The following is a 21,830-nucleotide window of genomic DNA, read 5'->3' as shown; positions in this document are numbered from 1 at the left end:
GATTTATGATATGTCCAATCCAAGTCGTCTAGCACATGCCAGGGCCGATTTTCCATCATCTTCATTGATTCCTGCTTTTAGAAACTTTTCAGTCCATCCAGTTTTTAGATTCATCGTATTTTCCCGATAATATTCTCTCAAAATTACGCCTATTTGCTCATCTAATCTCTTTCTAGTTGCATTATTCATGCCGATTTGAAGGATGGATGCGTCAGAATTTGCAAGAATTTTGATAAATTCAATATCTGTCAAGGATAATTCTGTCATGAACTACCAATTTGTTTTTTCAACAAATCCAATGTCAAAATTGGATCTGCTTTCCCTTTTGTTTTTTGCATTACTTTTCCCACGAGAAAATTAATTGCTTGAGGATTTAATTTTATTTGTTCTATTGCTTGAGGCTCTTCAGAAAGTACCTGTTGAATAATGGCAATCAATTCCGAAGCATCAGAAACATTTCCAAGATCTAATTCTGAAATAATTACAGATAAATCTTTTCCACTTTTTACAATTTCTTGTAATGCGTTTTTAGAAGAATTTCTTGAAATTTTACCTGATTGTATTGAATCTGCTAGTTCTCGTAAATGTGTTGAAGTAAGTTTTGATGATTCCCGTTTCTCTCTTGTATCTACTAACCCCATCAAATCAGTAGTGATAATATTTGCAATTTCTTTAGCATTTTTTTCGGTATGTGCTTTTTCAAATAAATCTGAATAAAATTTATCCGAAGATAAAACATCTGCCACCTGGGCAGGGATATTGTATTTTGAAACATATCTTTCTTTTTTAGAGATTATGCTTTCAGGCATTTCTGATTTCAATTCTTCCAAGATTGCAGTATCGATTTTAATCCACGGGATGTCTCCTTCTAGAAAATAACGATAATCATGTTCTTCTTCTTTAGAACGTGCAGATACAGTAATTTTTCTCTTATCATCCCAATGGCGTGTTTCTTGAATGATGGGAATATCACGGGAATTCAAACTTTCTTGACGGGTGATTTCAAAATGAACAGCTTTTTCTAAATCATGAAATGAACCAATATTTTTTATTTCCACTTTTTTGCCACCTTTAATTGAAACATTTGCATCTGCTCTCATTGCTCCTTCTAAACTAGGATCTGAAACTCCCAGATTTTCAAGCAAATCTGACAATATGTTTAGAAAGTCTCTTACTTCTTTTGGAGTTTCAAAATCAGGTTCTGTTACAATTTCAACTAATGGCGTACCCGCACGATTGTAATCCACAAGTGTGATCATATTTTTTGATGAGCTTCCCTCATAAACGAGCCTGCCCGGATCTTCTTCTAACTGTATTCGAGTGATTCTGATTTTTTTATTTCCTACCGTGATGGAACCATGTCCTCCAACGCTTGTATCTCCATAAATGTTGAGTTGAGTTATTTGGAAGTTTTTAGGTAAATCCGGATAAAAATAATTTTTCCTAAAAAAAGCAATTTTTTCAGGAGTGGTACAGCTTAATGCCATCGCAATAGTTGTTGCTTTTTTTACGGCTTCTTTATTTAATCTAGGCAAACTTCCCGGCAATCCAATACAAATAGGACAAATGTTTTCATTTATTTCAAATTCACGATAGTTTGCTTTACATGAACAAAACAATTTGCTTTGCAAATTCGTTAATTGGCAATGTATTTCTAATCCAATCATAGCGGTACCACCGGCAAAGTAACAGTTTGTTCTAAGGCATAAGCAGCTTGAAGCAATAGTTTGTCCTGATTTGAATTTGCAATTAATTGTATTCCAATTGGTAATCCATTTGAATGAGAAAATGGGACGGAAATTGCAGGTTTACCTGTAAGATTTGCAGTGATTGTATTTATGTCAACTAAGAATAACGAGATAGGATTATCAATTTTTTCACCAAATTTGAATGGAAGTATCGGTACAGTTGGAGCAATTAACAGATCAAATTTTTCAAATGCATCATTGATTTCTTTTGTAAGTTTAGTTTTAACTTTTAATGCCTTTAGAAAATATTTTCCGGCGTGTCCAGATGATGGCACAAACCCACCAAGAATCATTCTTCTTGTTACTTCAGGACCAAAGTTTTTTCTTGCTTTTGAAATATAAGAATTGAATTCATATCCTTCAACTGGAAAGTCATAACCATATCTCAAGTTATCATATCTAGCAAGATTACTTCCGGCTTCAGTCGCAGTGATGGTGTAATATGCAGCCACGGAGTATTTCACCATGTCAAGGGACACATTCTCACAAATTGCTCCTAATCCTTCAAGTTTAGATATTGCCTCTTTTGTGGCACGAAGTACTGATGGATCTATTCCTTCTCCTATCATTTCTTGAATAATGCCAATTTTCTTGCCTTCAATACCAGAATCTATGCCTGACAGATAGTCTTCCTGGTGATTATCAATAGTAGTATTGTCATTAGGATCTATTCCAGAAATCAAATTTAGCATAAATGCAGTGTCTTTGACAGTTCTTGTAAGAGGACCTATTTGCTCAATACTGTTAGCATATGAAATTAGGCCAAATCTGCTAATCAAACCATATGTTGGTTTGTAACCAACAGTCGAACAAAAACTTGCAGGATTTCTAACAGAACCTCCGGTATCAGAACCAAGTGAAGCTACACATTCAAATGCACTTACTGAAACTGCACTACCTCCAGAAGAACCACCGGGAACATATTCTATATTCCAAGGATTTTTGCTAGGACCATATGCGCTAAATTCTGTTGTAAGCCCCATTGCAAATTCATCCATGTTAACTTTTCCAACAAATATTGCATCTTGTTCTTTTAATTTTGTAATTACTGTAGCATCATATGGTGCGATAAAATCTTCAAGCATCTTTGATGCACATGTAGTTTTGCTTCCCTTGATACATAAATTATCTTTAATTGAAATAGGCATTCCAAAACAATCTCCTACCTTTTTACCCGATTTTATTTTCTTGTCAATTTCTCTTGCTTGATCAACAGCATTATTATTTACAGATAAGAATGCATGAAGTTTATCATCAACACTTTGTATACGCTCTATGGTTTTTGCAACATAATCTTCTGCAGAAATATTTCCATTTTTTACTTCCTGAATATATTCAAGAGCTGATATCTTTAGGTTCATGAAGACATCTTGGGTGCGCGAACATATGTTCCCTTGTAGTGTTTTAACTGTTCAATTAATTTTTCATTAAATGGAATATATTCATCATCTCTCAGATTTGAAAGGGATATTTCATGCACAGATATTTCTTCAGATTCAACGCCTGCAGAATCTAAAATATCAAAATAACTGATCATCATACGTACTTTTTCAACATGTTCTTTATGATCATCTATATCGATTTTCATTAATTTTGAAACATGTTCTATTTCTTCTTCTATACCCATTCAATACACCTACGGTGTTAATCTGTCAACGTCTCTGGGATAAAATGTTACATCCCGAATGTTTTCTGTGCCTGTAAGTGCCATAATCAGTCGTTCAAGACCTATCCCACAACCTGCGTGAGGAGGAACACCATAATCAAATGCCCCCAAATGATATTCAAATGCATCAGTGTTCATCCCTTTGTTCTTCATTCTCTCGGCTAACTCTTCTCTTTTTTCAATTCTGGTACTGCCCGAGGATAATTCCAAATCACCAAACATTAAATCAAAAGATTCAGAAACTTTAGGGTTGGATTTACTATCCTTTACGTAAAATGGTTTTGGTGCCAGTGGCCAATCTTTTATAAAATAGAATCCGTCCAGGCCAATCTTTTTTAGATTAGAAGGATAAAGGTCATCCCCCCATTCAGTTTTCGCTCCAGCTTTTTGCATTTTATCAACTAATTCATCATAAGAATACCGTGGTATGGTTTCAGGTATAGAAGGTGTTGTAAATTCAACATCTGCATTTTCATTGACATATTTATTCACAGACATTATTGAAATTTTTATAATTTCTTCTATTCTATTCATCACATCATTATAATCCACAAATGCTTCTTCCAAATCGATAGATATTGCTTCAGCAAGATGACGATTTGTTCTAGAAGGTTCTGCTCTAAAAATAGGTGCAATTTCAAATACTTTTTCAAAGCTCATCGTTAATTGCTCTTTGTATAATTGCGGACTTTGAGCTAGAAATGCTTCTTTATTGTAATAAAATATCGGAAATAATGCTGCACCGCCTTCAGTAGCTGTTGCAATCATTTTAGGGGTATTGATTTCAATAAATTTTTGCTCATTAAAATAATCTCGAATTGATTTTAAAACTAAGCTTCTAGTTTTGAAAATATGTTGTAAAGAACTTCGTCTAAGATCAATAGGTCGTACCTCTAATCTAGTATCAATATTTTTCACTGTTTTTGCAGTGGGTTCAAAAGGGGGAATCTTTTCAACATTGGAAAAAACTCTTAATTCTGTTGGAATTATTTCAAACCCACTAGGAGATTTTTCTGAAGCTTTGACGTTTCCAGTAACGGCAATAGATGAATGAGATTTTAATGATGAAATAGTTTCACGTATTTCATCAGAACAGTCTCCTTTCTTGGCCACAACTGAAATATCTCCATTTTTGTCACGAATTGTTGCAAAACTAATATTCCCATGACCTCTAATTGTCAAGACCCATCCCATTATTGTTACTTGAGATCCATCCATAGAGGGGTTGATTTCATCAGAATAATGAGATCTACGTAATTTTCCTAATTCAGTTTCAATCATAATTTACTTTATTGCATATTTGATGGTGTAATTAATTTTTACACAAAAAAATCCATATTTTTCATAATGCTTATAGCCGGCAGGAATTCCACATCAAAATAAGATGAATATTCTAATGGGACTCGTAATTGCAATGTTTATCATAACTGCAGTATATGTAGGATATCATGCAATGCAGCAACCAGTAGAAGAAACAAAAGGCCATAATGTGGAATTTGAACTTTTAAATAATAATTCTGGAATTGAGCAAACAGTTCAAAACACCATCATTATTAAAACACACATCTAATTTTTGTTAAATTAGATTTACATTAAATTACCATGGTTTTTGTACCAATTTGTGGTTCTTACTGATAAAGAAAAAATGATTGCCATCATTTCAAATGGAATTGCAGTTTTTTCGCTTTTACAGGAAAGAGACAGCCTTCCAAAAAACACCACAATGTATGATTTCATTCTAAAAATAGTGCCTGAAAATATAAAATCAGAATTAAGTGTAGAACTAATAGACGAAGTATTCCAATTCGTCACGTCCACACATAGTTCATAAGGTACAAAAGTTAATTGAAAATATCATAATGGTAGCCATAGCAACATTAGGATCTCATTGTGCTTTGCAAGTGCTCAAAGGTGCTAAAGATGAGGGAATCAAAAGTATTTTGATATGTGAAAAGAAACGTGAAAAACTATATCGAAGATTTCCATTTATTGATGAATTAATTCTCGTAGATTCTTTTAAAGAAGTTTTAGATCAAAAATGTCAATCGATTCTTGAAGAAAACAAGGCAATATTGATTCCTCATGGCACATTAATTGCTCAAATGAATTCGGAAGAAATTGAATCAATCAAGACGCCTGTTTTTGGAAACAAGTGGATTCTAAGATGGGAATCAGATCGAGAGATGAAAGAAAAACTCATGATGGAAGCAAAACTTCCAGTTCCAAAACCAGTCTCAAATCCTAAAGACATTAACAAATTAGTAATTGTCAAAAGACAGGGTGCTGCAGGTGGCAAAGGATACTTTATGGCAGCAAACGAAGAAGATTACAACATAAAAAAAAATCAATTGATTGCAGATGGAATAATTTCAAAAGAAGAAACACTCTACATTCAAGAATATGCTGCAGGGGTTTTAGCATATTTACAATTCTTTTATTCACCATTAAATGAAGAGTTGGAATTTTTTGGAGTTGATCAAAGACATGAATCAGATATTGAAGGCATAGCTAGAATCCCCTCCGAACAGCAATTAAAATCAAAGAAAGTTCCATCATTTAACGTAATTGGAAACAGTCCTCTGGTTTTGAGAGAATCTCTTTTAGAAGAAGTCTACAATATGGGAGAGAATTTTGTCGATGCGTCTAAAAAAATAGTATTCCCTGGAATGAATGGCCCTTTTTGTATAGAAGGAGTATATGACGAAAATGCAAAATTTACATCATTTGAATTTTCAGCAAGAATTGTAGCAGGAACTAATATCTATATGGATGGCTCACCGTACTATTCCCTTTTGTTTAATGAATCAATGAGTATGGGCAGAAGAATAGCAAGAGAGATAAAGATAGCTGCGGAAACAAATCAATTAGATAAAATCACTACATAAAAAATTAATTAATAATCATTTTATAGTAACTTCCATTCCATGTTGCGATTTTATTATGTACTTGTCTCGAACCTTTACACTAACCCAATCAATGATCAACACTGTAACTAATACCACAATCATGAAAATTGCTGCTTTTCCATACTCAAAGAATTTAATATAATTTATAATGTAAAATCCTATTCCTCCTGCACCAACTAATCCCAAAATGCTTGTTTGACGGACATTGTAATCAAACATGTAGAGGATTTGACTTAAAAGATGAGATGCAGATTCAGGAATTACCACATACCGAATAAGCTGTAATTTTGAAACGCCAATGGAACTAACTGCATCCATCGGATCAGAATCTATTGTTTCAATTACCTCGTATTGTAATTTGGCAATAAATCCTACTGTGTACATTATGATTGCCAATACCCCTGCAAAAGGACCCAAGCCCACCATAATTACAAACAAAAGTGCCCATAGAATAGAGGGAAATGTTCTAGTTGCTGCCAGTAATGCACGTGTAGGAGCATAAACAAATTTACTGTTCAGATTTCGTGCAGCTAACAAACTAAGAGGTAATGCAATTGCAACTCCTACAACGGTTCCTATAAATGCCATTTGAATTGTTTCAAACATTGCCAAAAAAGCGGTAGGGATGTATTTTGGTTCAACTTGAAGCATTTCATCTATAATTATTACAAGATTTGGTAGTCCATCAACAAACTCCATCGGGTTTGCATCTACATTGTATGATGCGGCGACAAGTAATGCAACAATAATTCCTATGATGATGTTATTTTTTGGTGTCATTTGCATACATCTCCATAATTTCCTCAGTATTCATATCCCCTGTTTGAAAATCAACTATTGTGTCCCCTTCAACACCAATTTCCAGAATTTTCTGACCTTTTTTAATTACTGCCACTCTATTTGCGTATTTTAATGCAAGTTGAATATCATGATGAACCATAATTGCAGTCAGATTCATTCTTTTTTGAGCTTCAGCAATTAAATCCATAATTTCACGTGAAGTAACATGATCTAATTCTGAAACGATTTCATCTGCAAGCAAAATTGTGGGTTTTTGCATGAGTGCACGAGCAATGGCGACTCTTCTTTTTTCTCCGCCACTGAGCATGTATGCTTTACGGTTTTCTTTTCCACTCAATCCAACTTGAGCAATTATTTTCATTGCTTCTTGAATCTCATCATCAGGGAATTTTTTGAACAATGATTGAATTTTGTTTAATCTAGGTAATGCGCCAATCATGATGTTTTCAAAGACACTGATATTTTTTACTAATCCTAAACTTTGAGGAATATATCCAATTCCATGCATCATTTTTTTGAATTTTTTATTATTCATGTTTGGAGTCATATAATCAATTTTGATAGTACCTTTACTTGGAATCATCATGCCATTCATTAATTTGAGTAATGTGGATTTACCTGAACCTGATTGACCTACAATAGCATAATTTGCTCCTCTGTCAATTGAAAGATTGATTCCTTCAAGCGCAAAATTTTTAGAATCATATGATGTTGACACATTATTCATCTGAATGATTTTCTTTGTGGAAATTAAGGAAAAAGAAGGGTTTTTGGTCATCTGAATTTGTTTCATTTCAGGATGCCCAGTTTTTATTTGCTCTTGTTATAACTATCTAGAATTACTTGATCTAGTCCTGTCAAAGCATCGATAAAAGTTCCAAATTCGCCAATATGCATAGTTGTGGTTGTTGGAACTAATGCTTCAGCGCCATAGAGATCCTTCAAAATGTAGTTTTTCTCATCATAATTGAGTTCAACTAGTGCATCAACAAGTGCATTTTTGGTAGAGTCTGACATGTCAGCACTTACCATAAACACATGCGATGGTACAGGTCCAATTGTAGTAACTGGACGTAATTTAACTTGATCTTCTAATTCAAGATATTGTTGTGGAGCAATATCTGAACCAAACGCAACATCTACATTGTCATTGAGCAGCAATTCTAATGCAGCCTTGTATCCTCCAGCAAAAGTATAACTTTCAAAGTTTTTTGCTAGTGCGGATTCTAAAGCAACAATATCGCCACCATCTTCAATTACAATATGCCCATCAGTGACAAGTGTGCCCATAGGTCTAACAAATCCTGATGAACCAGTAATGCTAGTAAATGCAACTCTTTTGCCAACAGTGTCTTCTATTGAATGAATAGAATCATTATCAGCTAATGCCCAAACTGTTGCCTGATAGTTTACTTTGCCAGAAACAAGTTCTGCCAAAACAGCTTCTGCACCTGTTCTTTGATGAGTAATCCATGCAGGTCCAGTATCCATGAAGGCTCCATCAATATGACCAAATCTCATACCTTCGATTATAGTCTCATAATTTGTTGGCACCACTATTTCAACATCAATACCAAGTTTGGATTCTAAAAATTTTTCTAGAGATTGTGCCTTTGGAGTTAGTTCATCAGCTTTTTCAACAGGAATAAAACCAATGGTCAAGGTATCAACATCAACAGTGTTTGATTCAGATGAAACGTTGATGATGTCATTTTCAATTAGGAATTTAATTCCATTAAGAAATGTTGCATCATCTACAGTACCATCAGCCCACCATCCAGCATTTGATTTGATCCATTCAGGAACCAAACTTTCAGCTTGGACATTTTGGGCCAAGGATACAGTTGTAACACCAATTACTGCAATTACAGCAATCAATGTCAACATGTTTTGTTGTTTCATGATTTACAAAAATATTAGGATGAACTAAGTTATTTAATGTAGGTCTTCATTCCAGATTACTATTCTAACTCTATAGAATGAGAACATGAATCATGTATTTGATTTAGGGTTTTCGGTGTTCGGGTATAAATTCAAACTAGGCTCTAAATTATCTAAAGTGATTTCAACTTTTCCGATTCTACTACGATAAAGTTTTATTTTTTTACCTTCTGGAGAAATAATATATTTATCAACTTCGGCAAGCGCAAGATCCTCAAGGACAGATAGTGTTTTGTATACCGTAGAAAGAGAAATTTTTAATTCTTCAGCTATCTGTGTTGCGTCTTTTGATTTGTTTTTAACTGAAAACAAAACAGCCCTAGTACAAACATTGGTAAGCGATTCAATGATTTTTTGGGTTATATCAAATTCAGATAGTTGGATGATATTAGATTTTGACATAAAAATCACTTAATTGGCTACCAACGTCAATGTAGGTTCAGGTTTTCTAATGGAGATATCTGCCTTGCTGATTCTACTTCGATAAACCTTGTATTTTCTACCTTTATCTGATAGTAACCATTTTTCAACTTCAATTAATGTCAATTCTTCAAGATCTCCTAATTTTTTGTAAACAGAGCTTAATGGGATTTTTAATTTATCTGAAAGTTCTGCAGCAGTATTACCTTTTTTAATAATTGAAAATAGTATTGCTCTAGATTCAGAATCTGCTAATGCTTCTATGACTTTTTGAGTGATATCATATTTTTTTAATTGAGGTAAAGTGATTTTTCTTGACATGTAAATATCAAAAAAATACTTCAGATATTTAAACGAGATGTTTTGATTCTCATTCTAAAGAACTAGAATAGTTAATTATAATGAAATGTTATTTGTTTTTTAGATATAAATTGATTCCAAAATAATCAAAATATCAAACTTAGTATTACCAAAATTCAGGAATATCTCCCTTTTCTCCATATGCAAAAAGATGTTGATTTTCAATTACAATTACTTGATCATGATATAACTCTACAATTGCAAAGCTAAGCGTCATGAAATCATCAAACACGCCAGAAATTAATACTATATAATAAAAAGAGATGTCCTCATGAAGGATTCAATGACAGGGAAAACCTGCGGCATGTCTCATATCATGAGTGAGTTCATGGAGATAAAGATCAGTAAATGCTTGGTCACCATAAACTAAACTAAATACATGTCCTTGATCAAATCCTACAACAAATAATCCTGCTGTAAAGATTATGGCCAGTGCAACTATTGCTAGTTTGGATACACCAGTTTTGGACACACTAATTTGTCTCGTTTCAGACATAAATCAAAGCAATATCTGAATCTATTTAAGCACTTGGATAATTTGTCCAATTATAAAAGATTCTCAGGAAAAGATCTAAAAAAACTAAAAAGCATATTTTGGAAAATCTAGTGCCAGTTGAGCAGATGTAAGTATTATTTCATCATCAGACGATCTATTTGTTACAGAAATTTCTGCTAAAATTCAACATTGTGGACTCGGCTATAAATTAACGAAGATATTTAGTTATAATGATTTTTCTTAAAACATGACAAAAATTTACCTGTTAACAATTCCCATAATAATTGGAATTACAACTGGAATGCTAATGGTGTATTTTCCTGAAAATCATGATTCAAAATTACTTACAGTCCAAAAACTGATTCACAACGGTTCACCAATAATGGGAGATCCAAATGCCCCAATAACAATTTTAGAATGGGGGGATTACCAATGTACTTTTTGCTATAAATTTCATCAAAATACATTAGATATCATTTATGAAGAATATATCAAAACAGGCAAAGTAAAACTAGTCTTCAAGGATTTCCCACTTAATGGTTCTGATTCATTTTTAGCAGCAGAGGCGGCATATTGTGCAGATGATCAAGAAAAATATTGGGAATATCATGATGAATTGTACAATAATTGGGGGGGAGAAAGAACAGGATGGATTACTAGGGAATCTTTGGATAAATTTGCGCAAACAGTAAATTTGGATTTAGATGCATTTAACAAATGTCTAGATGAAAAGAAATATCAAAATAAAGTAATTGCACTACATGAATTTGGAAAAGAAGCAGGAATTGATGCTACACCTTCATTTTTGGTTTTTAATGATAACAAAATAATCAAAATTAGAGGAAATCAACCACTAGAAGTATTTCTAAAAACATTTGCAGAATTATAATTTGAAAAAGAAGAACAAATACAATCAAAATTAATATTCGCATGATCTGGAGTAATCATAAATGAAGAAAATAGACGTAGAAAAGCAAGATTCAGTTAAACTCTATAAAATTCGAAAAATATTAGAAGAGTTATCAAAAAAATCAGGTCGTGGAACTGAGCTAATTACAGTGTACATACCCAAAGGAAAACAACTTCATGAAATTATTAGCTCACTTCAACAAGAGCAAGGAACAGCAGATAACATCAAATCAGATCTTACTAGATCACATGTGGTAGATTCACTAGGTAAAGTTGTTCAGAGACTAAAAATGTATAAAAAAACTCCAGAAAAAGGATTGGTGGTTTTTTGTGGTGCTCTGCCTCCAGAAGGAGGAGGGCCTCTTGGAAGTGAAATTGTTACTGTTTGGGAAATTGAGCCACCAAAAGATTTGAACCAATATTTGTACAGATGTGATGATCACTTTCACGTAGACATTCTAAAGGATATGCTAAAAGATGACAATTTAATTGGATTCTTGGCAATTGATGCAAAAGATGCAGGGTGGGGATTATTACATGGCGATAAAATTGAAGTTTTAGCTCAAACAGGTTCAGGGGTAGCAGGAAAACACAGACAAGGAGGCCAATCTGCAAAAAGATTTCAAAAACTCAGAGAGATGGAATTGACATATTATTTTAATAGAGTTGCAGAAACAACAAAAGAGTATTTTATTGATATTTATCCGATTAAAGGTTTGGTGATTTCAGGACCAGGTCCTACAAAAGAAGATTTCATTAATGGAAATTATCTAGAATATAGATTACAAAATATGATCATCAATACAATTGACGCTTCGTACTCTGGTGCAGAGGGAATTAGAGAAGCTTTTGGAAAATCTTCAGATATTTTAGGAGACTTTAGAATGGTTGAAGAGAAAAAACTAGTAGAAGATTTATTCAGAGAAATAAACACCAATTCTGGAAAAGGATCATACGGATTAAAAGAAGTAATAGAGTTCCTAAAGAACAATGTTGTCAAAGTTGTCCTGATTACAGATAACACAAATTTGCATAGGGTTGAAGGGATTTGCAAAAGATGCAAGCATTTTCAAGAAGAAATTGTAGAGAGGCCACAAGTCATTCCTAAAAAAACGGAATTTGCAAATAGTCCATGTCCAGGCTGTAATGCTATGGAAGTAGAAGTAAATGAACAAGACATTGTAGACTATCTGGAATTATTAGCAGCAAAAACCGGTTCTCAATTAGAGGTTATTTCAGGAAGTTCAGAACATGGAAACATGCTTGCGAGTTTGGGAAAGATTGGCGCCATTTTAAGATATAATCCAGGTCACGGTTAAGTTATAAAACTACGAATATTTTTGGAAAGTTCAACAAGTTCAGCATCACTAGAAATTTGACGTTTTGTCCAAACTGTTCCTTTGCTATTATATCTAGGAATGATGTGTATGTGAACATGGGGGATGATTTGTTTTGCAGCTCTTCCATTATTTTGGCCCAAACTAAATGCATCTGCGCCAGTTGCATCTAATATCGCCTTTGCAATTTTTGGCACCAATGAAAATATTTTTCCAACATCTTCTGAATCCATATCAGTAATTCTTTCATGATGAGTTCTAGGAATTATCAAACTGTGACCCACATCAATGGGATATTTATCTAAAAATGCAATGTGAAAATCATCTTCATAAAGTAAATGTCCATCTCTTTTTCCATCTAAGATTTCACAAAAAATACAATTCATATGGATCAGCATTTTGTGATTTTATTTATTGTTTTTATCGAATGATTAATTAGGCCAATTTTCAAACTGTGTGCATCCTATGGGTAGAAAAGAAAGAAGAGAGCGTGAACTAAAACGTGATAATTACGCTACTAGACATTCAGCAGAAAAAAGAAAGCAGACTCTAATCGCCGTAGGAGTTCTAGCAGTAATCGCAGTTATTGTAGGATATGCAGGATGGATATTTGTCAACATGTCAGATAATGTGCCTGGAGGGCCAGAAAATGCAGGAGCATTAGGCAGCGAACACTCACATGCAGGGTTATTGGTATCTATTTTTGGCGATGAATTTGATTTTTCAGCTCCGGCTTATCAGATTAAATCAAGTTGGATTCATTTTGAAGGAAGAGATGGCTCTACAGTCCACAAACATGCAACAGGGGTCACACTAGGATATCTCTTTGACACACTTTCTCTAGGTCTAGATGATCAATGCTTTGTATTCCAAGATGGAAGAAGTTTCTGTACTAATGAGGATTACAAACTTGTGTTTTACATAAACGGTGAACAAGTTCCAGATATCAGAGATTATGAAATTCAAGAAGACGATAAAATTCTAATCGCGTATGGTGCAGAAACTCCAGAAGAAATTGATGCGTTGTTATTAAAATTAGAAAGCAGAGAATTAATCAAATAGGTTTTTCTGATTCATCTTTTGTTGTAAATTGAGCCATTTTATCAAAGAACATGTAATACCCGCATTTAGTACAACGTAATACAGTTAATTCAGTTGTAAGAAATTCTTTGTCCTCAAATCGCCCACTGAGTTTTATGTTTTCTCCCGCAATTGTTGCTTTATTACTTTTACAAACGGGACATTCTAGGGCTTTTTGTTCCACAATTTTCTCCAAAATGTTTACAATTTAAACTCAATGAAAATTTTTCAATAACAATATCAATAAAGTCTGGATTCTAGTCAAAAGGTTTGCATTAAAATATTATTGTGAGCACGCAGAGTTTTCATTTAGGGATTTTAGAGTGTTAGGGTTGCCTTAAAACACACTATTGAATCTTGGAATTTTAGAAATACAATTTCAGAAAAAATTGGCAATGCAAATTATACGCTACAAGTATACGACAATCTGATGAGATGCATTTTTCCATTTGGGAAAGAATTACTTCTCATAGTCACATTGGATAATTTAGGACAGCCAAATGACATCATGAAATTAATTCATATCAGTTCAGTACATACGATATGAGTTTAGGATGCAAGCGAAGTATGAACTATCTCTTTTGATATATCAATGGGAATGAATTTATGGCATCGTGTACACTCGTACAAATTCCTGTATCCTGCCATCTTGACTTTGGCATCATGAAAACATGTCTCTTGGGTGGGAGTTTTGTATGTCAAAAGAATCTAAACATCCTGCAGGTTTGAAAGTATTCTTGCAATATCCTGTTTTTCATATCTAAGACTCTTAACGGTCACATCACCTTTAACAAGTGTTGCCGAAAATTTTTGTAACATCAGTTTGTCTTCATCAGAAAGATTGGATGTTATGATTATTCTATCAAGTTCATGTGACTTTTGAGAGATTGTTTTTATGTTTATTTTTTCATCTATGTTTTTTGCCAATGAAATCTGATTGGCAAGTTCATCTCTAATTTTATGTAGTATTTTTATGACTGGACTTTCATCAGTTGATGAATTTTCTTGTTTTCTTATTACTCTTGCAAATAGATTTTTCAGCATAAGTCTTAGAGCATTTCTTACCTATTAAGCCAACATGTGGTTGATTATAGCCCTTATCAAATCAACTACTCTGTCGTTGATAAGCAAGATGAAATATAGTTAATCATGTTAAAAAGAATAATTTCAAAACTGAAAGGAAACCAAAACAAGACATCAAAAGATGTAAACACGTTCAAAGAACATGAAAAAGAGATGAATCAAAATTAAGTATAACTGTAGAGTTTGTAAATACAGGTGGGAAGGAAACACAGATACTTTTTACAAAGTACTAGACCATGAAAAAACTCATTTGAAAATCAACAAAACTGTTTCGACTGAGGTGATAACATAATGATTACAATGGATGATTTAAAAATATGCGAAAATTGTGGCAATGTATTCTCAAAAACTATGCTGTCTAAAAGGGCATACCGTTGTCCTGCGTGTAATGTGTGGAAGAAGATTATTGGAGAATGAAATCAAACATGATAAATCCTATTTCTTGGGGACAAAACACATGTTCTGATTGCAAGAGGATTCATTGTCATAAGGGATGCAACTGTGATTGCCATTGGGATCGATTTAGATAATTTTAACAGATTATTTGTATGAATTATTCTAAAAATCAGTAAAATTCTCAATCATTCTTCAATGAAAACTTTTGAATTTTAGTGAGATAAAACCACTCTAAATTTCTTGACTACGAGTTTAAACTCAATGAAAGTTTTCATTGGAATATTGTAATAAAAGTCTAAATTATAGCAAACTGAGATTTAGACATCATGGAAATTTCAAGTAAAAATGTGGTAGAAGGAACATCCAGAGCTCCACAAAGAGCAATGTACAAAGCTATGGGGTTAAATGATGATGATTTATCTAAACAATTTATCGGCGTTTGTCATACTGGAAATGAAGCAACGCCATGTAATATTCACCTTCCCAAATTAGCTCTACAAGCAAAACAAGGAGTGTCAGATGCAGGTGCAACACCTAGAGAATTTTCAACAATTGCAGTAAGTGATGGTATTGCAATGGGTCATGAAGGAATGAAATCGTCTTTAGTTTCTCGTGAAGTAATTGCAGATTCAATTGAATTAATGGTCAGAGCACACCAATATGATGCACTAGTAGGAATTGCAGGATGTGACAAAAGTTTACCTGGAACAATGATGGCAATGGCCAGACTAAATGTACCATCAGTTTTTGTGTATGGAGGAACAATCATGCCGGGAATGCTTGACGGACAAGAATTGACAATAGTTGATGTGTATGAGGCAGTGGGAGCATATGACTCCGGTCAATTATCACTTGAATCTCTAAAAAATATTGAAAATACTGCTTGTCCAAATTCAGGATCTTGTGGTGGAATGTTTACTGCAAACACAATGGCATCAATTTCTGAAGCTATTGGATTTGCATTACCAGGAAGTGCAAGTCCCCCTGCAGAAGACGATAGACGAAACAAGATGGTATATGATACAGGAGTCGCATGTGCTAGATTATTAGAGATGAATATCAGGCCAAAAGAAATTTTGAGTTTTGAAGCGTTTGAAAATGCAATTACGATGTTGAATTCTGTTGGAGGATCAACTAATGGAATATTACATTTGCTAGCACTTGCAAATGAAGTTAATATTGATTTGACCTATGATGATTTTGAAAGAATAAGAAAGAAAACACCACATTTAGCAGATATGAAGCCAGGAGGAAGTTATGTGATGAATTCATTGGATAAAATTGGAGGAATACCATTTGTACTAAAAAAACTTCTTGAAAAAGGATTGTTAAATGAAAACTGTATGACAGTTACTGGAAAAACCATCAAAGAAAATCTGGCATCTATGAAAATGCCAGATGTAGAACAACATATTGTTAGATCAGTTGAGAATCCAATTCACCAGGTAGGTACAGCAGTAATTCTCAAAGGAAGCCTTGCACCAGAAGGAGCAGTAATCAAGACAGCGGGTGTAGAAATGACAAAATTTACTGGGAAAGCCCGTGTTTTTGACAGAGAAGAATATGCATTTGATGCGGTTGCAAAAGGCGAAATAGATGAGGGTCATGTAGTAGTGATAAGATATGAAGGACCAAAGGGAGGTCCAGGAATGCGAGAAATGCTAGCTACTACTGCTGCACTTGTAGGACAAGGATTGGGTAAGAAAGTTGCAATGGTAACTGACGGAAGATTTTCAGGCGGAACACGCGGATTCATGGTAGGCCATGTTGCACCAGAAGCATATGTTGGTGGCCCAATTGCACTTGTGAGAAATGATGATGAAATTACAATAGATACAGAAACCAACATAATTGATCTACATGTATCACTAGAAGAATTAGAAGAAAGAAGAAAGATGTGGAATCCTCCCAAACCCAATTACACAAAAGGTGCCTTGGCAAAATATGCAACACTAGTAGGTTCTGCAGCACAAGGCGCAATTACTAGTGCAATCTTATAATTTTTGAGACAGTTTTTTCCAGTCTAATTTTTCTTGTTCTTTAACATAAATTTTCAACAATACATCCCATGCTTTTTGAAAATCTTTCACAAATTTATTAAAACCAGATGTTGAAGATAAAGAGATTTTGTTTTTTGGGGCATAGTTCACTTCATTTAGAGATATACAATGAACAGTAGCATTTCTGACTTCAAATAAACGAGACATATTTCGTGTAAATTCTGGTGCAAACACTTTCCAATCAAGAAAAGTTCTAATTTTTCGATTAATTGGAACAAGATTTAGCAGATAGAGCAATTCAGCACTATCACGGTTGTTAGAATAGCCGATTATTCTCAATCTAATTATTTCATCAAACAAAAAAGCCATTTTTGAAAATGCAGATAACACGCTGTCTCTATTTTTTGAAATAGACAGTTTTGGATTAAATCCATTTTTCAATACGCCGTCATTTAGAAAATAATGTTTTTCTTTATCAATTAGATATAGTCGAATTTTTGAAGACATTCTTTTTTTTCCTTTGATGCTGACAATGAAATGAGGCACGCTCATGGGACAACAAAGAAGTAATCATGAAATAAGGATTTTGTAGATTTTCAGAATTATGATGAACAAATCGTCCACAAGATTTATAGATCAAGATCAAGAATTGTTCATAGGGATAACAGGAAAAAATAATACTATTCTATGAAATTACTGTTGTCTACTACAGGTTTTCTAAAATTAATCCTACAGGCGTGAATTTTTTGATAGGAATATAATGACAAAAATAGGATAAATTTCAAATTCTATATAGATTACAGAATTTTCATAATTCATTTAATCCAAACCTAATAATAAAAACTTGCTAAAAATAACGTGAAACTAACCGATTATGATTTTGACATAATAGAAGGTTATGATGACTTTCCAGACTATGACTTTGAGGATCGCAAAGGATAAAGTTTTTTGATTTTGTTATTTTCTAAATTCAACTATTGATTTTCCATTCCCAGTACGTCATAGTATGCCTTTGGAATCATCTGCTGTCCCTTGAAAAAGACATTATTTACAGCAGTATCCAATACGTAAGTTTTTGCCCAATCATCATTACTTCTAATTGAACGGCCAAACCCTTGTAATATCTTAGTTAAAGTTTGAGAGGTATACCATAAAGGAAATTTATTCATTTTTGCTTTAGTTCTTTTTTCTGTGTAATTTGGATAAGGAACCTTTGCGATAATTTGGAACCTGGACAAATCATCTTTTAGGTCAACACCTTCCCAAAGAGAAGAGGACAATAACACACCGGTAGGATCAGAAGCATGTTCTGAAATCACATCATCTTGTGATTTCCCGTCATTGTTTTTACTGTGGCAGATTCTGATTCGTTTAGAGTTTTTAGAGGAAAGATATCGAAGAATTTTTTGACATCTGGGAATAGAAGATGTGAGGATCAAACCTCGTTCATGTGAATGTTCATCTAAAATTCTATCAATTGTTTTGATTACTTCAAGCTCGTCCTCATCATTAGAACCATAACTTAATCTTCGAATATTTAGAAGTTCGATGCTCCTGTGCTCAATAGGGAAAGGAGATTTTTCAGTATCTACAAAGGCAACTGTATCTTTTTCTAACCCCATGTTTTCACAAAAACTTGATTTGTCAATTGTGGCAGACATGAATATTTGATATTCTGTCTCAAAAAAGGCATTTGTAAATTTTGAAACATCTATAGGCCTTACTGAAATTGTTCTAAAATTTCCGTTAAAATCTTTCACGGGATCATTGACTACAAAATTATCCTTATCAGACATGATGTCAATTTTTGCTTGGGCCGTTCTATCATGACGTCGTTCCAATCCGCTGAGCAATTCATAGTCAGGATCTTTTTGAAATGCAGAACTTTCTTTGATATCTTGGATTTTTTTCGCATATGAGTATGCCATATCATCAGTTAGTTTAATCACCGAATCCAAATCTGTGAAATCATACTTTTCCGAATTCAGATTACATTCATCAATTTGTCCACTGAAAATATCAAACCCTACAAATTGAATTATTTGGTCCTCAATTTTATGTGCCTCATCAAAGACAGTCACCTTCCTGGCGAGATAATCTTCAAAAAGTTTTTTGTTGAATTTCATAATTGTGAAAAATGCATGATAATTCCACAGAGAGTGTTTGGATGTAAGAGCATCGTATTTTTGTAAATAATAATGGCAGGACTTTTCATCCTGCGTATGATCTTCAACTTGTTTTATTGTAGGTTTGAATTTGCATATCTCAACTATCTCTTTTCCGTTTTTACTGACTCTCTCTTGACAAACTCCTTTATCACAAGTTAGACCCCATCTCATAGCCCGTCTGTCATTGTCAATTTTCTCCAAATCCATTAATTTCAAGCATGGAAAATTTTGTTTACCTTTAACAGGTTTTAGAAATGGAATATCTTTGATATATTGATCTTGAAGATGTTTTGATGCAGTAACTGTAAATGAACTATCAAAATGATTAGAAACAGTAGCTCCTACAAGGGATTTTCCAACACCAGTAGGAGCACATAAAATAATTTTTTTATATCCTGATTTTAAATTCTCTTCAATTTTTGAAATTATTTCTTTTTGTATTTCACGTGGAGTAAAATGTGCAGGAAATTTTTCTATAAGAGACAGGATCAAATCTATTTTTTCTCAATATTAAAAGCATGAGGGTTCTAGTGATATCAAAAGTCAGCAATCTAGTTTAATACCTAGATTCTTTTTTCTTTATCTAGATTCCTGTTTTACCTAACTGCAACTCGTTTTTTAGTAGTTTTACGTGCTGGTCTATCAACTTTTTCAGTTTTTAGTTTTGGTTTATCCGTAGATATGCTCACGCCCTTTTTTTGACCTGTACGTCTAGCATCATTTCGTATTTTTTCATCTTTTTGTAATTTTTTTAACTCTGCAGCATCTACTTTACGTGTTTTACTGGTTGCCATGCACTTTAGAAATTCATTGTAGTAATTTAACGTTTAGTCACTAAAAAAAATTTGATTTTAGAATAATCACCGCCCTTTAATTCAAAAGACTATTCAGAAACAATGCTAATACTTTGGTCATGTTGTAATGAGCAACTTCCATTTGAAGATACATGAATAAGATATGAAAATTGGCATCGTGAAACATGTTTGGCACATTGCCCATTTGGGCAGAATGGATAATTTAGTTTGATGAGTTTAGAATCCAAGACTGCTTATAGTCAACAGAACAACAAAGATAACTCCTGCAACTATGATAACGCCCTTGAAAAGAGTTTTCAATAATTATTAGAGAATTGTGCGAACTTAAGCGTATTGATTTTTTCCAAAAATCACAATACCAACCATGCAATCAACAAACCAATCCAAGAAACACCGGCTATTGTGAGATATACTGTTCGTTTCATTTCTTCGTATTTTCGGTAATTTTTTTCAATTCAGAAAGAATCAAAACCAATATTTCCTTTTCACTTAACTTCAAGAGTTCTCCGGTTTCTTCTTCTGTGAATTGAATATCCTCATTCAATTTATCATACGTTTTAAGATCTGCCATATCATATTTGAAAAATGTACGAACTTAAGCGTATTGCGTGTTATCAAAAGAGTTTTAGAATCTAGGGTTGTTTTTCACGTATAATTCCTGAGTGGAGGTTAAATAGAAATTTTGTATTACAAAGTCATGGTTCAGTTGAAAAATAAAAAGTTCTTCAAAGCAATTCAAAGTAAATGGAATCAATTAGAGGAGCCTGAACGAGAATGGGGACAATTAGACGAATAGTACAGGTCCAAAAAGGTTTAGAATCTAAGGAAAACTTCCATCATTGATCATTTCTTTGTATATTGTTTTTTCTAGTCTGGTCTCAGTTGCACTGCATTTACTACATAAACCCATGTCTTGTGGATCTTCTTTCTGTTTCTTCTCACATTCAACACATTTGTGAATACCTTTCTTGAATGCCATCAATTATCAAAACCCACAGTTCTCATGCCCACACAAGGCTTGTTACCTTTACTCCAGCATTTACAAGAACAAGAAACAGCTTTTCCACTTTTCAAGTCTTTGACAACTTTATGAAAAACTCCCTCTCTAATTTTTGATTCAATTAGTATTGTTTCATATTCATCTAGATCATAATCAACCATGACTATAATCTGAAAATAATGAACTTAAGCGTATTGTTTAAAATTTTGAAATTTGTTTGTAATTTTCTCTAATAGTTCATGTGCAATACTATCGTTAGCACATCCCCCATTAAGATAGGCAATCGTCATTATGATGTAAATATAAGGATTTATGATATTTAATATTGAAAAGGAGAAACTTGTTTAATATCTAGTAAAATCATTACATATTATGGAATTATTAGAAGACAAAATGAGAGTGTGGCTTGAAAGTGCCAAATTTGTAAAACCTGCCTCGGGAGTATATGTTCTCTATAACAGAAGTAAAGAACCGATATACATTGGAGAAACAGATAATCTTGAAGAGACATTTACAAAATATGTAGATACAAATTTTGAGGGAAATGAATGTAAACAAAAAACACAATCATATCAAAGAGTGTTTCTAGAAAACCCCAAAGAATTTCAAACAAAATTGATTGAAGATTTCAAAAACGAAACAGGAAAAATGCCTTCGTGTAATTCTGAGATTCAACTAGAAACACATTAAAAAATGCACTGCAT

The 21,830-nt window shown here is 33.3% G+C and carries 29 protein-coding genes; 8 read left to right on the top strand and 21 right to left on the bottom strand.

Annotated features, from left to right (window positions below):
• Positions 1 to 3: 3 nt before the first annotated feature.
• The 5 genes from K5783_RS03475 to aspS are packed head-to-tail and all read right to left on the bottom strand — an operon-like array spanning position 4 to position 4,695.
• On the bottom strand, positions 4 to 267 hold the full coding sequence (locus tag K5783_RS03475) for a hypothetical protein (protein ID WP_297472146.1): 264 nt from the start codon (positions 265 to 267) through the stop codon (positions 4 to 6).
• On the bottom strand, positions 264 to 1,667 hold the full coding sequence (gatB, locus tag K5783_RS03470) for an Asp-tRNA(Asn)/Glu-tRNA(Gln) amidotransferase subunit GatB (RefSeq protein ID WP_297472145.1): 1,404 nt from the start codon (positions 1,665 to 1,667) through the stop codon (positions 264 to 266). The genes K5783_RS03475 and gatB overlap by 4 nt, the downstream gene beginning before the upstream one ends.
• Positions 1,664 to 3,109 carry an Asp-tRNA(Asn)/Glu-tRNA(Gln) amidotransferase subunit GatA gene (gene gatA, locus K5783_RS03465; protein WP_297472144.1) on the bottom strand — a complete coding sequence of 482 codons (1,446 nt, stop codon included), beginning with the start codon at positions 3,107 to 3,109 and terminating at the stop codon, positions 1,664 to 1,666. Before gatA ends, gatB begins: the two co-directional genes overlap by 4 nt.
• Entirely contained in the window at positions 3,106 to 3,375 is a 270-nt protein-coding gene (locus K5783_RS03460; protein ID WP_109877078.1) for an aspartyl/glutamyl-tRNA amidotransferase subunit C, read from the bottom strand. The genes gatA and K5783_RS03460 overlap by 4 nt, the downstream gene beginning before the upstream one ends.
• 9 nt (positions 3,376 to 3,384) lie before the next feature.
• Complete coding sequence (gene aspS / locus K5783_RS03455; RefSeq protein ID WP_297472143.1) at positions 3,385 to 4,695, bottom strand: aspartate--tRNA(Asn) ligase; 1,311 nt, start codon at positions 4,693 to 4,695, stop codon at positions 3,385 to 3,387.
• A 103-nt stretch (positions 4,696 to 4,798) separates the two neighbouring features.
• Here aspS and K5783_RS03450 point away from each other — a divergent pair, with 103 nt between their 5' ends.
• From K5783_RS03450 to K5783_RS03440, 3 genes are read left to right on the top strand one after another with little or no spacing between them, the layout of a single operon-like run.
• A complete protein-coding gene (locus tag K5783_RS03450) occupies positions 4,799 to 4,984 on the top strand; it encodes a hypothetical protein (protein WP_297472142.1) in 186 nt (61 codons plus the stop codon).
• A 51-nt stretch (positions 4,985 to 5,035) separates the two neighbouring features.
• On the top strand, positions 5,036 to 5,245 hold the full coding sequence (locus K5783_RS03445; RefSeq protein ID WP_109877081.1) for a hypothetical protein: 210 nt from the start codon (positions 5,036 to 5,038) through the stop codon (positions 5,243 to 5,245).
• Between the two features lie 28 nt (positions 5,246 to 5,273).
• On the top strand, positions 5,274 to 6,299 hold the full coding sequence (locus K5783_RS03440; protein WP_297472141.1) for a formate--phosphoribosylaminoimidazolecarboxamide ligase: 1,026 nt from the start codon (positions 5,274 to 5,276) through the stop codon (positions 6,297 to 6,299).
• Positions 6,300 to 6,314: 15 nt separating this feature from the next.
• Here K5783_RS03440 and phnE read toward each other — a convergent pair whose 3' ends face one another.
• From phnE to K5783_RS03410, 6 genes are all read right to left on the bottom strand, one after another.
• Positions 6,315 to 7,100 carry a phosphonate ABC transporter, permease protein PhnE gene (gene phnE, locus K5783_RS03435; RefSeq protein WP_297472140.1) on the bottom strand — a complete coding sequence of 262 codons (786 nt, stop codon included), beginning with the start codon at positions 7,098 to 7,100 and terminating at the stop codon, positions 6,315 to 6,317.
• Positions 7,084 to 7,914 carry an ATP-binding cassette domain-containing protein gene (locus K5783_RS03430; protein ID WP_297472139.1) on the bottom strand — a complete coding sequence of 277 codons (831 nt, stop codon included), beginning with the start codon at positions 7,912 to 7,914 and terminating at the stop codon, positions 7,084 to 7,086. Before K5783_RS03430 ends, phnE begins: the two co-directional genes overlap by 17 nt.
• A 17-nt stretch (positions 7,915 to 7,931) precedes the next feature.
• Positions 7,932 to 9,023, bottom strand: coding sequence for a phosphate/phosphite/phosphonate ABC transporter substrate-binding protein (locus tag K5783_RS03425; RefSeq protein WP_297472138.1), 1,092 nt, complete (start codon positions 9,021 to 9,023; stop codon positions 7,932 to 7,934).
• Positions 9,024 to 9,113: 90 nt separating this feature from the next.
• On the bottom strand, positions 9,114 to 9,464 hold the full coding sequence (locus K5783_RS03420) for a winged helix-turn-helix domain-containing protein (RefSeq protein WP_297472137.1): 351 nt from the start codon (positions 9,462 to 9,464) through the stop codon (positions 9,114 to 9,116).
• A 9-nt stretch (positions 9,465 to 9,473) separates the two neighbouring features.
• Positions 9,474 to 9,803 carry a helix-turn-helix domain-containing protein gene (locus K5783_RS03415; protein WP_109877321.1) on the bottom strand — a complete coding sequence of 110 codons (330 nt, stop codon included), beginning with the start codon at positions 9,801 to 9,803 and terminating at the stop codon, positions 9,474 to 9,476.
• Positions 9,804 to 10,122: 319 nt separating this feature from the next.
• Positions 10,123 to 10,338 (bottom strand): CbtB domain-containing protein, encoded by a 216-nt coding sequence (locus K5783_RS03410; protein WP_297472136.1) that lies wholly within the window; start codon positions 10,336 to 10,338, stop codon positions 10,123 to 10,125.
• A gap of 247 nt (positions 10,339 to 10,585) precedes the next feature.
• On the opposite strand from K5783_RS03410, the gene K5783_RS03405 reads away from it, so the two are divergent.
• Both K5783_RS03405 and prf1 read left to right on the top strand, forming a co-directional pair.
• Positions 10,586 to 11,227 carry a thioredoxin domain-containing protein gene (locus K5783_RS03405; RefSeq protein WP_297472135.1) on the top strand — a complete coding sequence of 214 codons (642 nt, stop codon included), beginning with the start codon at positions 10,586 to 10,588 and terminating at the stop codon, positions 11,225 to 11,227.
• Positions 11,228 to 11,288: 61 nt separating this feature from the next.
• Positions 11,289 to 12,566 carry a peptide chain release factor aRF-1 gene (gene prf1, locus K5783_RS03400; protein WP_297472134.1) on the top strand — a complete coding sequence of 426 codons (1,278 nt, stop codon included), beginning with the start codon at positions 11,289 to 11,291 and terminating at the stop codon, positions 12,564 to 12,566.
• Here prf1 and K5783_RS03395 read toward each other — a convergent pair.
• Positions 12,563 to 12,970: an HIT domain-containing protein gene (locus tag K5783_RS03395; RefSeq protein ID WP_297472133.1), complete on the bottom strand. Its 408-nt coding sequence runs from the start codon at positions 12,968 to 12,970 to the stop codon at positions 12,563 to 12,565. The genes prf1 and K5783_RS03395 overlap by 4 nt on opposite strands.
• Before the next feature lie 79 nt (positions 12,971 to 13,049).
• Between K5783_RS03395 and K5783_RS03390 the strand changes: the two genes are divergently transcribed.
• Entirely contained in the window at positions 13,050 to 13,646 is a 597-nt protein-coding gene (locus K5783_RS03390; protein WP_297472132.1) for a protein-disulfide isomerase, read from the top strand.
• On the opposite strand, the gene K5783_RS03385 is transcribed toward K5783_RS03390, so the two are convergent.
• The 3 genes from K5783_RS03385 to K5783_RS03375 form a co-directional block, all read right to left on the bottom strand.
• A complete protein-coding gene (locus tag K5783_RS03385; RefSeq protein ID WP_297472131.1) occupies positions 13,639 to 13,848 on the bottom strand; it encodes a hypothetical protein in 210 nt (69 codons plus the stop codon). The genes K5783_RS03390 and K5783_RS03385 overlap by 8 nt on opposite strands.
• A gap of 365 nt (positions 13,849 to 14,213) precedes the next feature.
• Entirely contained in the window at positions 14,214 to 14,366 is a 153-nt protein-coding gene (locus K5783_RS03380; protein ID WP_297472130.1) for a hypothetical protein, read from the bottom strand.
• A gap of 6 nt (positions 14,367 to 14,372) precedes the next feature.
• Complete coding sequence (locus K5783_RS03375; protein ID WP_297472129.1) at positions 14,373 to 14,708, bottom strand: hypothetical protein; 336 nt, start codon at positions 14,706 to 14,708, stop codon at positions 14,373 to 14,375.
• 761 nt (positions 14,709 to 15,469) lie between these two features.
• On the opposite strand from K5783_RS03375, the gene ilvD reads away from it, so the two are divergent.
• Entirely contained in the window at positions 15,470 to 17,143 is a 1,674-nt protein-coding gene (ilvD, locus tag K5783_RS03370; protein WP_297472128.1) for a dihydroxy-acid dehydratase, read from the top strand.
• On the opposite strand, the gene K5783_RS03365 is transcribed toward ilvD, so the two are convergent.
• The 6 genes from K5783_RS03365 to K5783_RS03340 all read right to left on the bottom strand — a co-directional run bounded on the left by K5783_RS03365 (position 17,138) and on the right by K5783_RS03340 (position 21,287).
• The gene (locus K5783_RS03365) at positions 17,138 to 17,695 is read right to left on the bottom strand and encodes a hypothetical protein (protein ID WP_297472127.1); all 558 of its coding nucleotides are present in this window, start codon (positions 17,693 to 17,695) and stop codon (positions 17,138 to 17,140) included. The genes ilvD and K5783_RS03365 overlap by 6 nt on opposite strands.
• A 422-nt stretch (positions 17,696 to 18,117) precedes the next feature.
• On the bottom strand, positions 18,118 to 19,803 hold the full coding sequence (locus tag K5783_RS03360; protein ID WP_297472126.1) for a helicase C-terminal domain-containing protein: 1,686 nt from the start codon (positions 19,801 to 19,803) through the stop codon (positions 18,118 to 18,120).
• A 104-nt stretch (positions 19,804 to 19,907) separates the two neighbouring features.
• On the bottom strand, positions 19,908 to 20,105 hold the full coding sequence (locus tag K5783_RS03355; protein ID WP_297472125.1) for a hypothetical protein: 198 nt from the start codon (positions 20,103 to 20,105) through the stop codon (positions 19,908 to 19,910).
• Between the two features lie 442 nt (positions 20,106 to 20,547).
• A complete protein-coding gene (locus tag K5783_RS03350) occupies positions 20,548 to 20,697 on the bottom strand; it encodes a hypothetical protein (protein WP_297472124.1) in 150 nt (49 codons plus the stop codon).
• A 249-nt stretch (positions 20,698 to 20,946) separates the two neighbouring features.
• The gene (locus K5783_RS03345) at positions 20,947 to 21,105 is read right to left on the bottom strand and encodes a hypothetical protein (protein ID WP_160049217.1); all 159 of its coding nucleotides are present in this window, start codon (positions 21,103 to 21,105) and stop codon (positions 20,947 to 20,949) included.
• Positions 21,105 to 21,287, bottom strand: a complete 183-nt coding sequence (locus K5783_RS03340) for a hypothetical protein (RefSeq protein ID WP_297472123.1) — start codon at positions 21,285 to 21,287, stop codon at positions 21,105 to 21,107. Before K5783_RS03340 ends, K5783_RS03345 begins: the two co-directional genes overlap by 1 nt.
• 211 nt (positions 21,288 to 21,498) lie before the next feature.
• On the opposite strand from K5783_RS03340, the gene K5783_RS03335 reads away from it, so the two are divergent.
• Positions 21,499 to 21,816: a GIY-YIG nuclease family protein gene (locus tag K5783_RS03335; protein WP_297472122.1), complete on the top strand. Its 318-nt coding sequence runs from the start codon at positions 21,499 to 21,501 to the stop codon at positions 21,814 to 21,816.
• Positions 21,817 to 21,830 lie beyond the last annotated feature (14 nt).

Origin of the sequence: Nitrosopumilus sp., from assembly GCF_025699125.1 — an archaeon.
Lineage (GTDB): Archaea > Thermoproteota > Nitrososphaeria > Nitrososphaerales > Nitrosopumilaceae > Nitrosopumilus.
This window is presented reverse-complemented; position numbering and strand designations above follow the sequence as displayed.

Excerpts from the sequence above, each read along its gene's own strand:
- K5783_RS03460 (WP_109877078.1), bottom strand. The coding sequence starts at position 3,375 with ATGGGTATAGAAGAAGAAATAGAACATGTTTCAAAATTAATGAAAATC.
- K5783_RS03415 (WP_109877321.1), bottom strand. The coding sequence starts at position 9,803 with ATGTCAAGAAAAATCACTTTACCTCAATTAAAAAAATATGATATCACT.
- K5783_RS03475 (WP_297472146.1), bottom strand. The coding sequence starts at position 267 with ATGACAGAATTATCCTTGACAGATATTGAATTTATCAAAATTCTTGCA.
- K5783_RS03335 (WP_297472122.1), top strand. The coding sequence starts at position 21,499 with ATGGAATTATTAGAAGACAAAATGAGAGTGTGGCTTGAAAGTGCCAAA.
- K5783_RS03345 (WP_160049217.1), bottom strand. The coding sequence starts at position 21,105 with ATGGCATTCAAGAAAGGTATTCACAAATGTGTTGAATGTGAGAAGAAA.
- K5783_RS03340 (WP_297472123.1), bottom strand. The coding sequence starts at position 21,287 with ATGGTTGATTATGATCTAGATGAATATGAAACAATACTAATTGAATCA.
- gatB (WP_297472145.1), bottom strand. The coding sequence starts at position 1,667 with ATGATTGGATTAGAAATACATTGCCAATTAACGAATTTGCAAAGCAAA.
- gatA (WP_297472144.1), bottom strand. The coding sequence starts at position 3,109 with ATGAACCTAAAGATATCAGCTCTTGAATATATTCAGGAAGTAAAAAAT.
- K5783_RS03395 (WP_297472133.1), bottom strand. The coding sequence starts at position 12,970 with ATGAATTGTATTTTTTGTGAAATCTTAGATGGAAAAAGAGATGGACAT.
- K5783_RS03425 (WP_297472138.1), bottom strand. The coding sequence starts at position 9,023 with ATGAAACAACAAAACATGTTGACATTGATTGCTGTAATTGCAGTAATT.
- K5783_RS03405 (WP_297472135.1), top strand. The coding sequence starts at position 10,586 with ATGACAAAAATTTACCTGTTAACAATTCCCATAATAATTGGAATTACA.
- K5783_RS03355 (WP_297472125.1), bottom strand. The coding sequence starts at position 20,105 with ATGGCAACCAGTAAAACACGTAAAGTAGATGCTGCAGAGTTAAAAAAA.
- ilvD (WP_297472128.1), top strand. The coding sequence starts at position 15,470 with ATGGAAATTTCAAGTAAAAATGTGGTAGAAGGAACATCCAGAGCTCCA.
- K5783_RS03430 (WP_297472139.1), bottom strand. The coding sequence starts at position 7,914 with ATGAAACAAATTCAGATGACCAAAAACCCTTCTTTTTCCTTAATTTCC.
- phnE (WP_297472140.1), bottom strand. The coding sequence starts at position 7,100 with ATGACACCAAAAAATAACATCATCATAGGAATTATTGTTGCATTACTT.
- K5783_RS03390 (WP_297472132.1), top strand. The coding sequence starts at position 13,050 with ATGGGTAGAAAAGAAAGAAGAGAGCGTGAACTAAAACGTGATAATTAC.
- K5783_RS03450 (WP_297472142.1), top strand. The coding sequence starts at position 4,799 with ATGAATATTCTAATGGGACTCGTAATTGCAATGTTTATCATAACTGCA.
- K5783_RS03375 (WP_297472129.1), bottom strand. The coding sequence starts at position 14,708 with ATGCTGAAAAATCTATTTGCAAGAGTAATAAGAAAACAAGAAAATTCA.
- K5783_RS03350 (WP_297472124.1), bottom strand. The coding sequence starts at position 20,697 with ATGGCAGATCTTAAAACGTATGATAAATTGAATGAGGATATTCAATTC.
- prf1 (WP_297472134.1), top strand. The coding sequence starts at position 11,289 with ATGAAGAAAATAGACGTAGAAAAGCAAGATTCAGTTAAACTCTATAAA.
- aspS (WP_297472143.1), bottom strand. The coding sequence starts at position 4,695 with ATGATTGAAACTGAATTAGGAAAATTACGTAGATCTCATTATTCTGAT.
- K5783_RS03440 (WP_297472141.1), top strand. The coding sequence starts at position 5,274 with ATGGTAGCCATAGCAACATTAGGATCTCATTGTGCTTTGCAAGTGCTC.
- K5783_RS03410 (WP_297472136.1), bottom strand. The coding sequence starts at position 10,338 with ATGTCTGAAACGAGACAAATTAGTGTGTCCAAAACTGGTGTATCCAAA.
- K5783_RS03365 (WP_297472127.1), bottom strand. The coding sequence starts at position 17,695 with ATGAGCGTGCCTCATTTCATTGTCAGCATCAAAGGAAAAAAAAGAATG.
- K5783_RS03420 (WP_297472137.1), bottom strand. The coding sequence starts at position 9,464 with ATGTCAAAATCTAATATCATCCAACTATCTGAATTTGATATAACCCAA.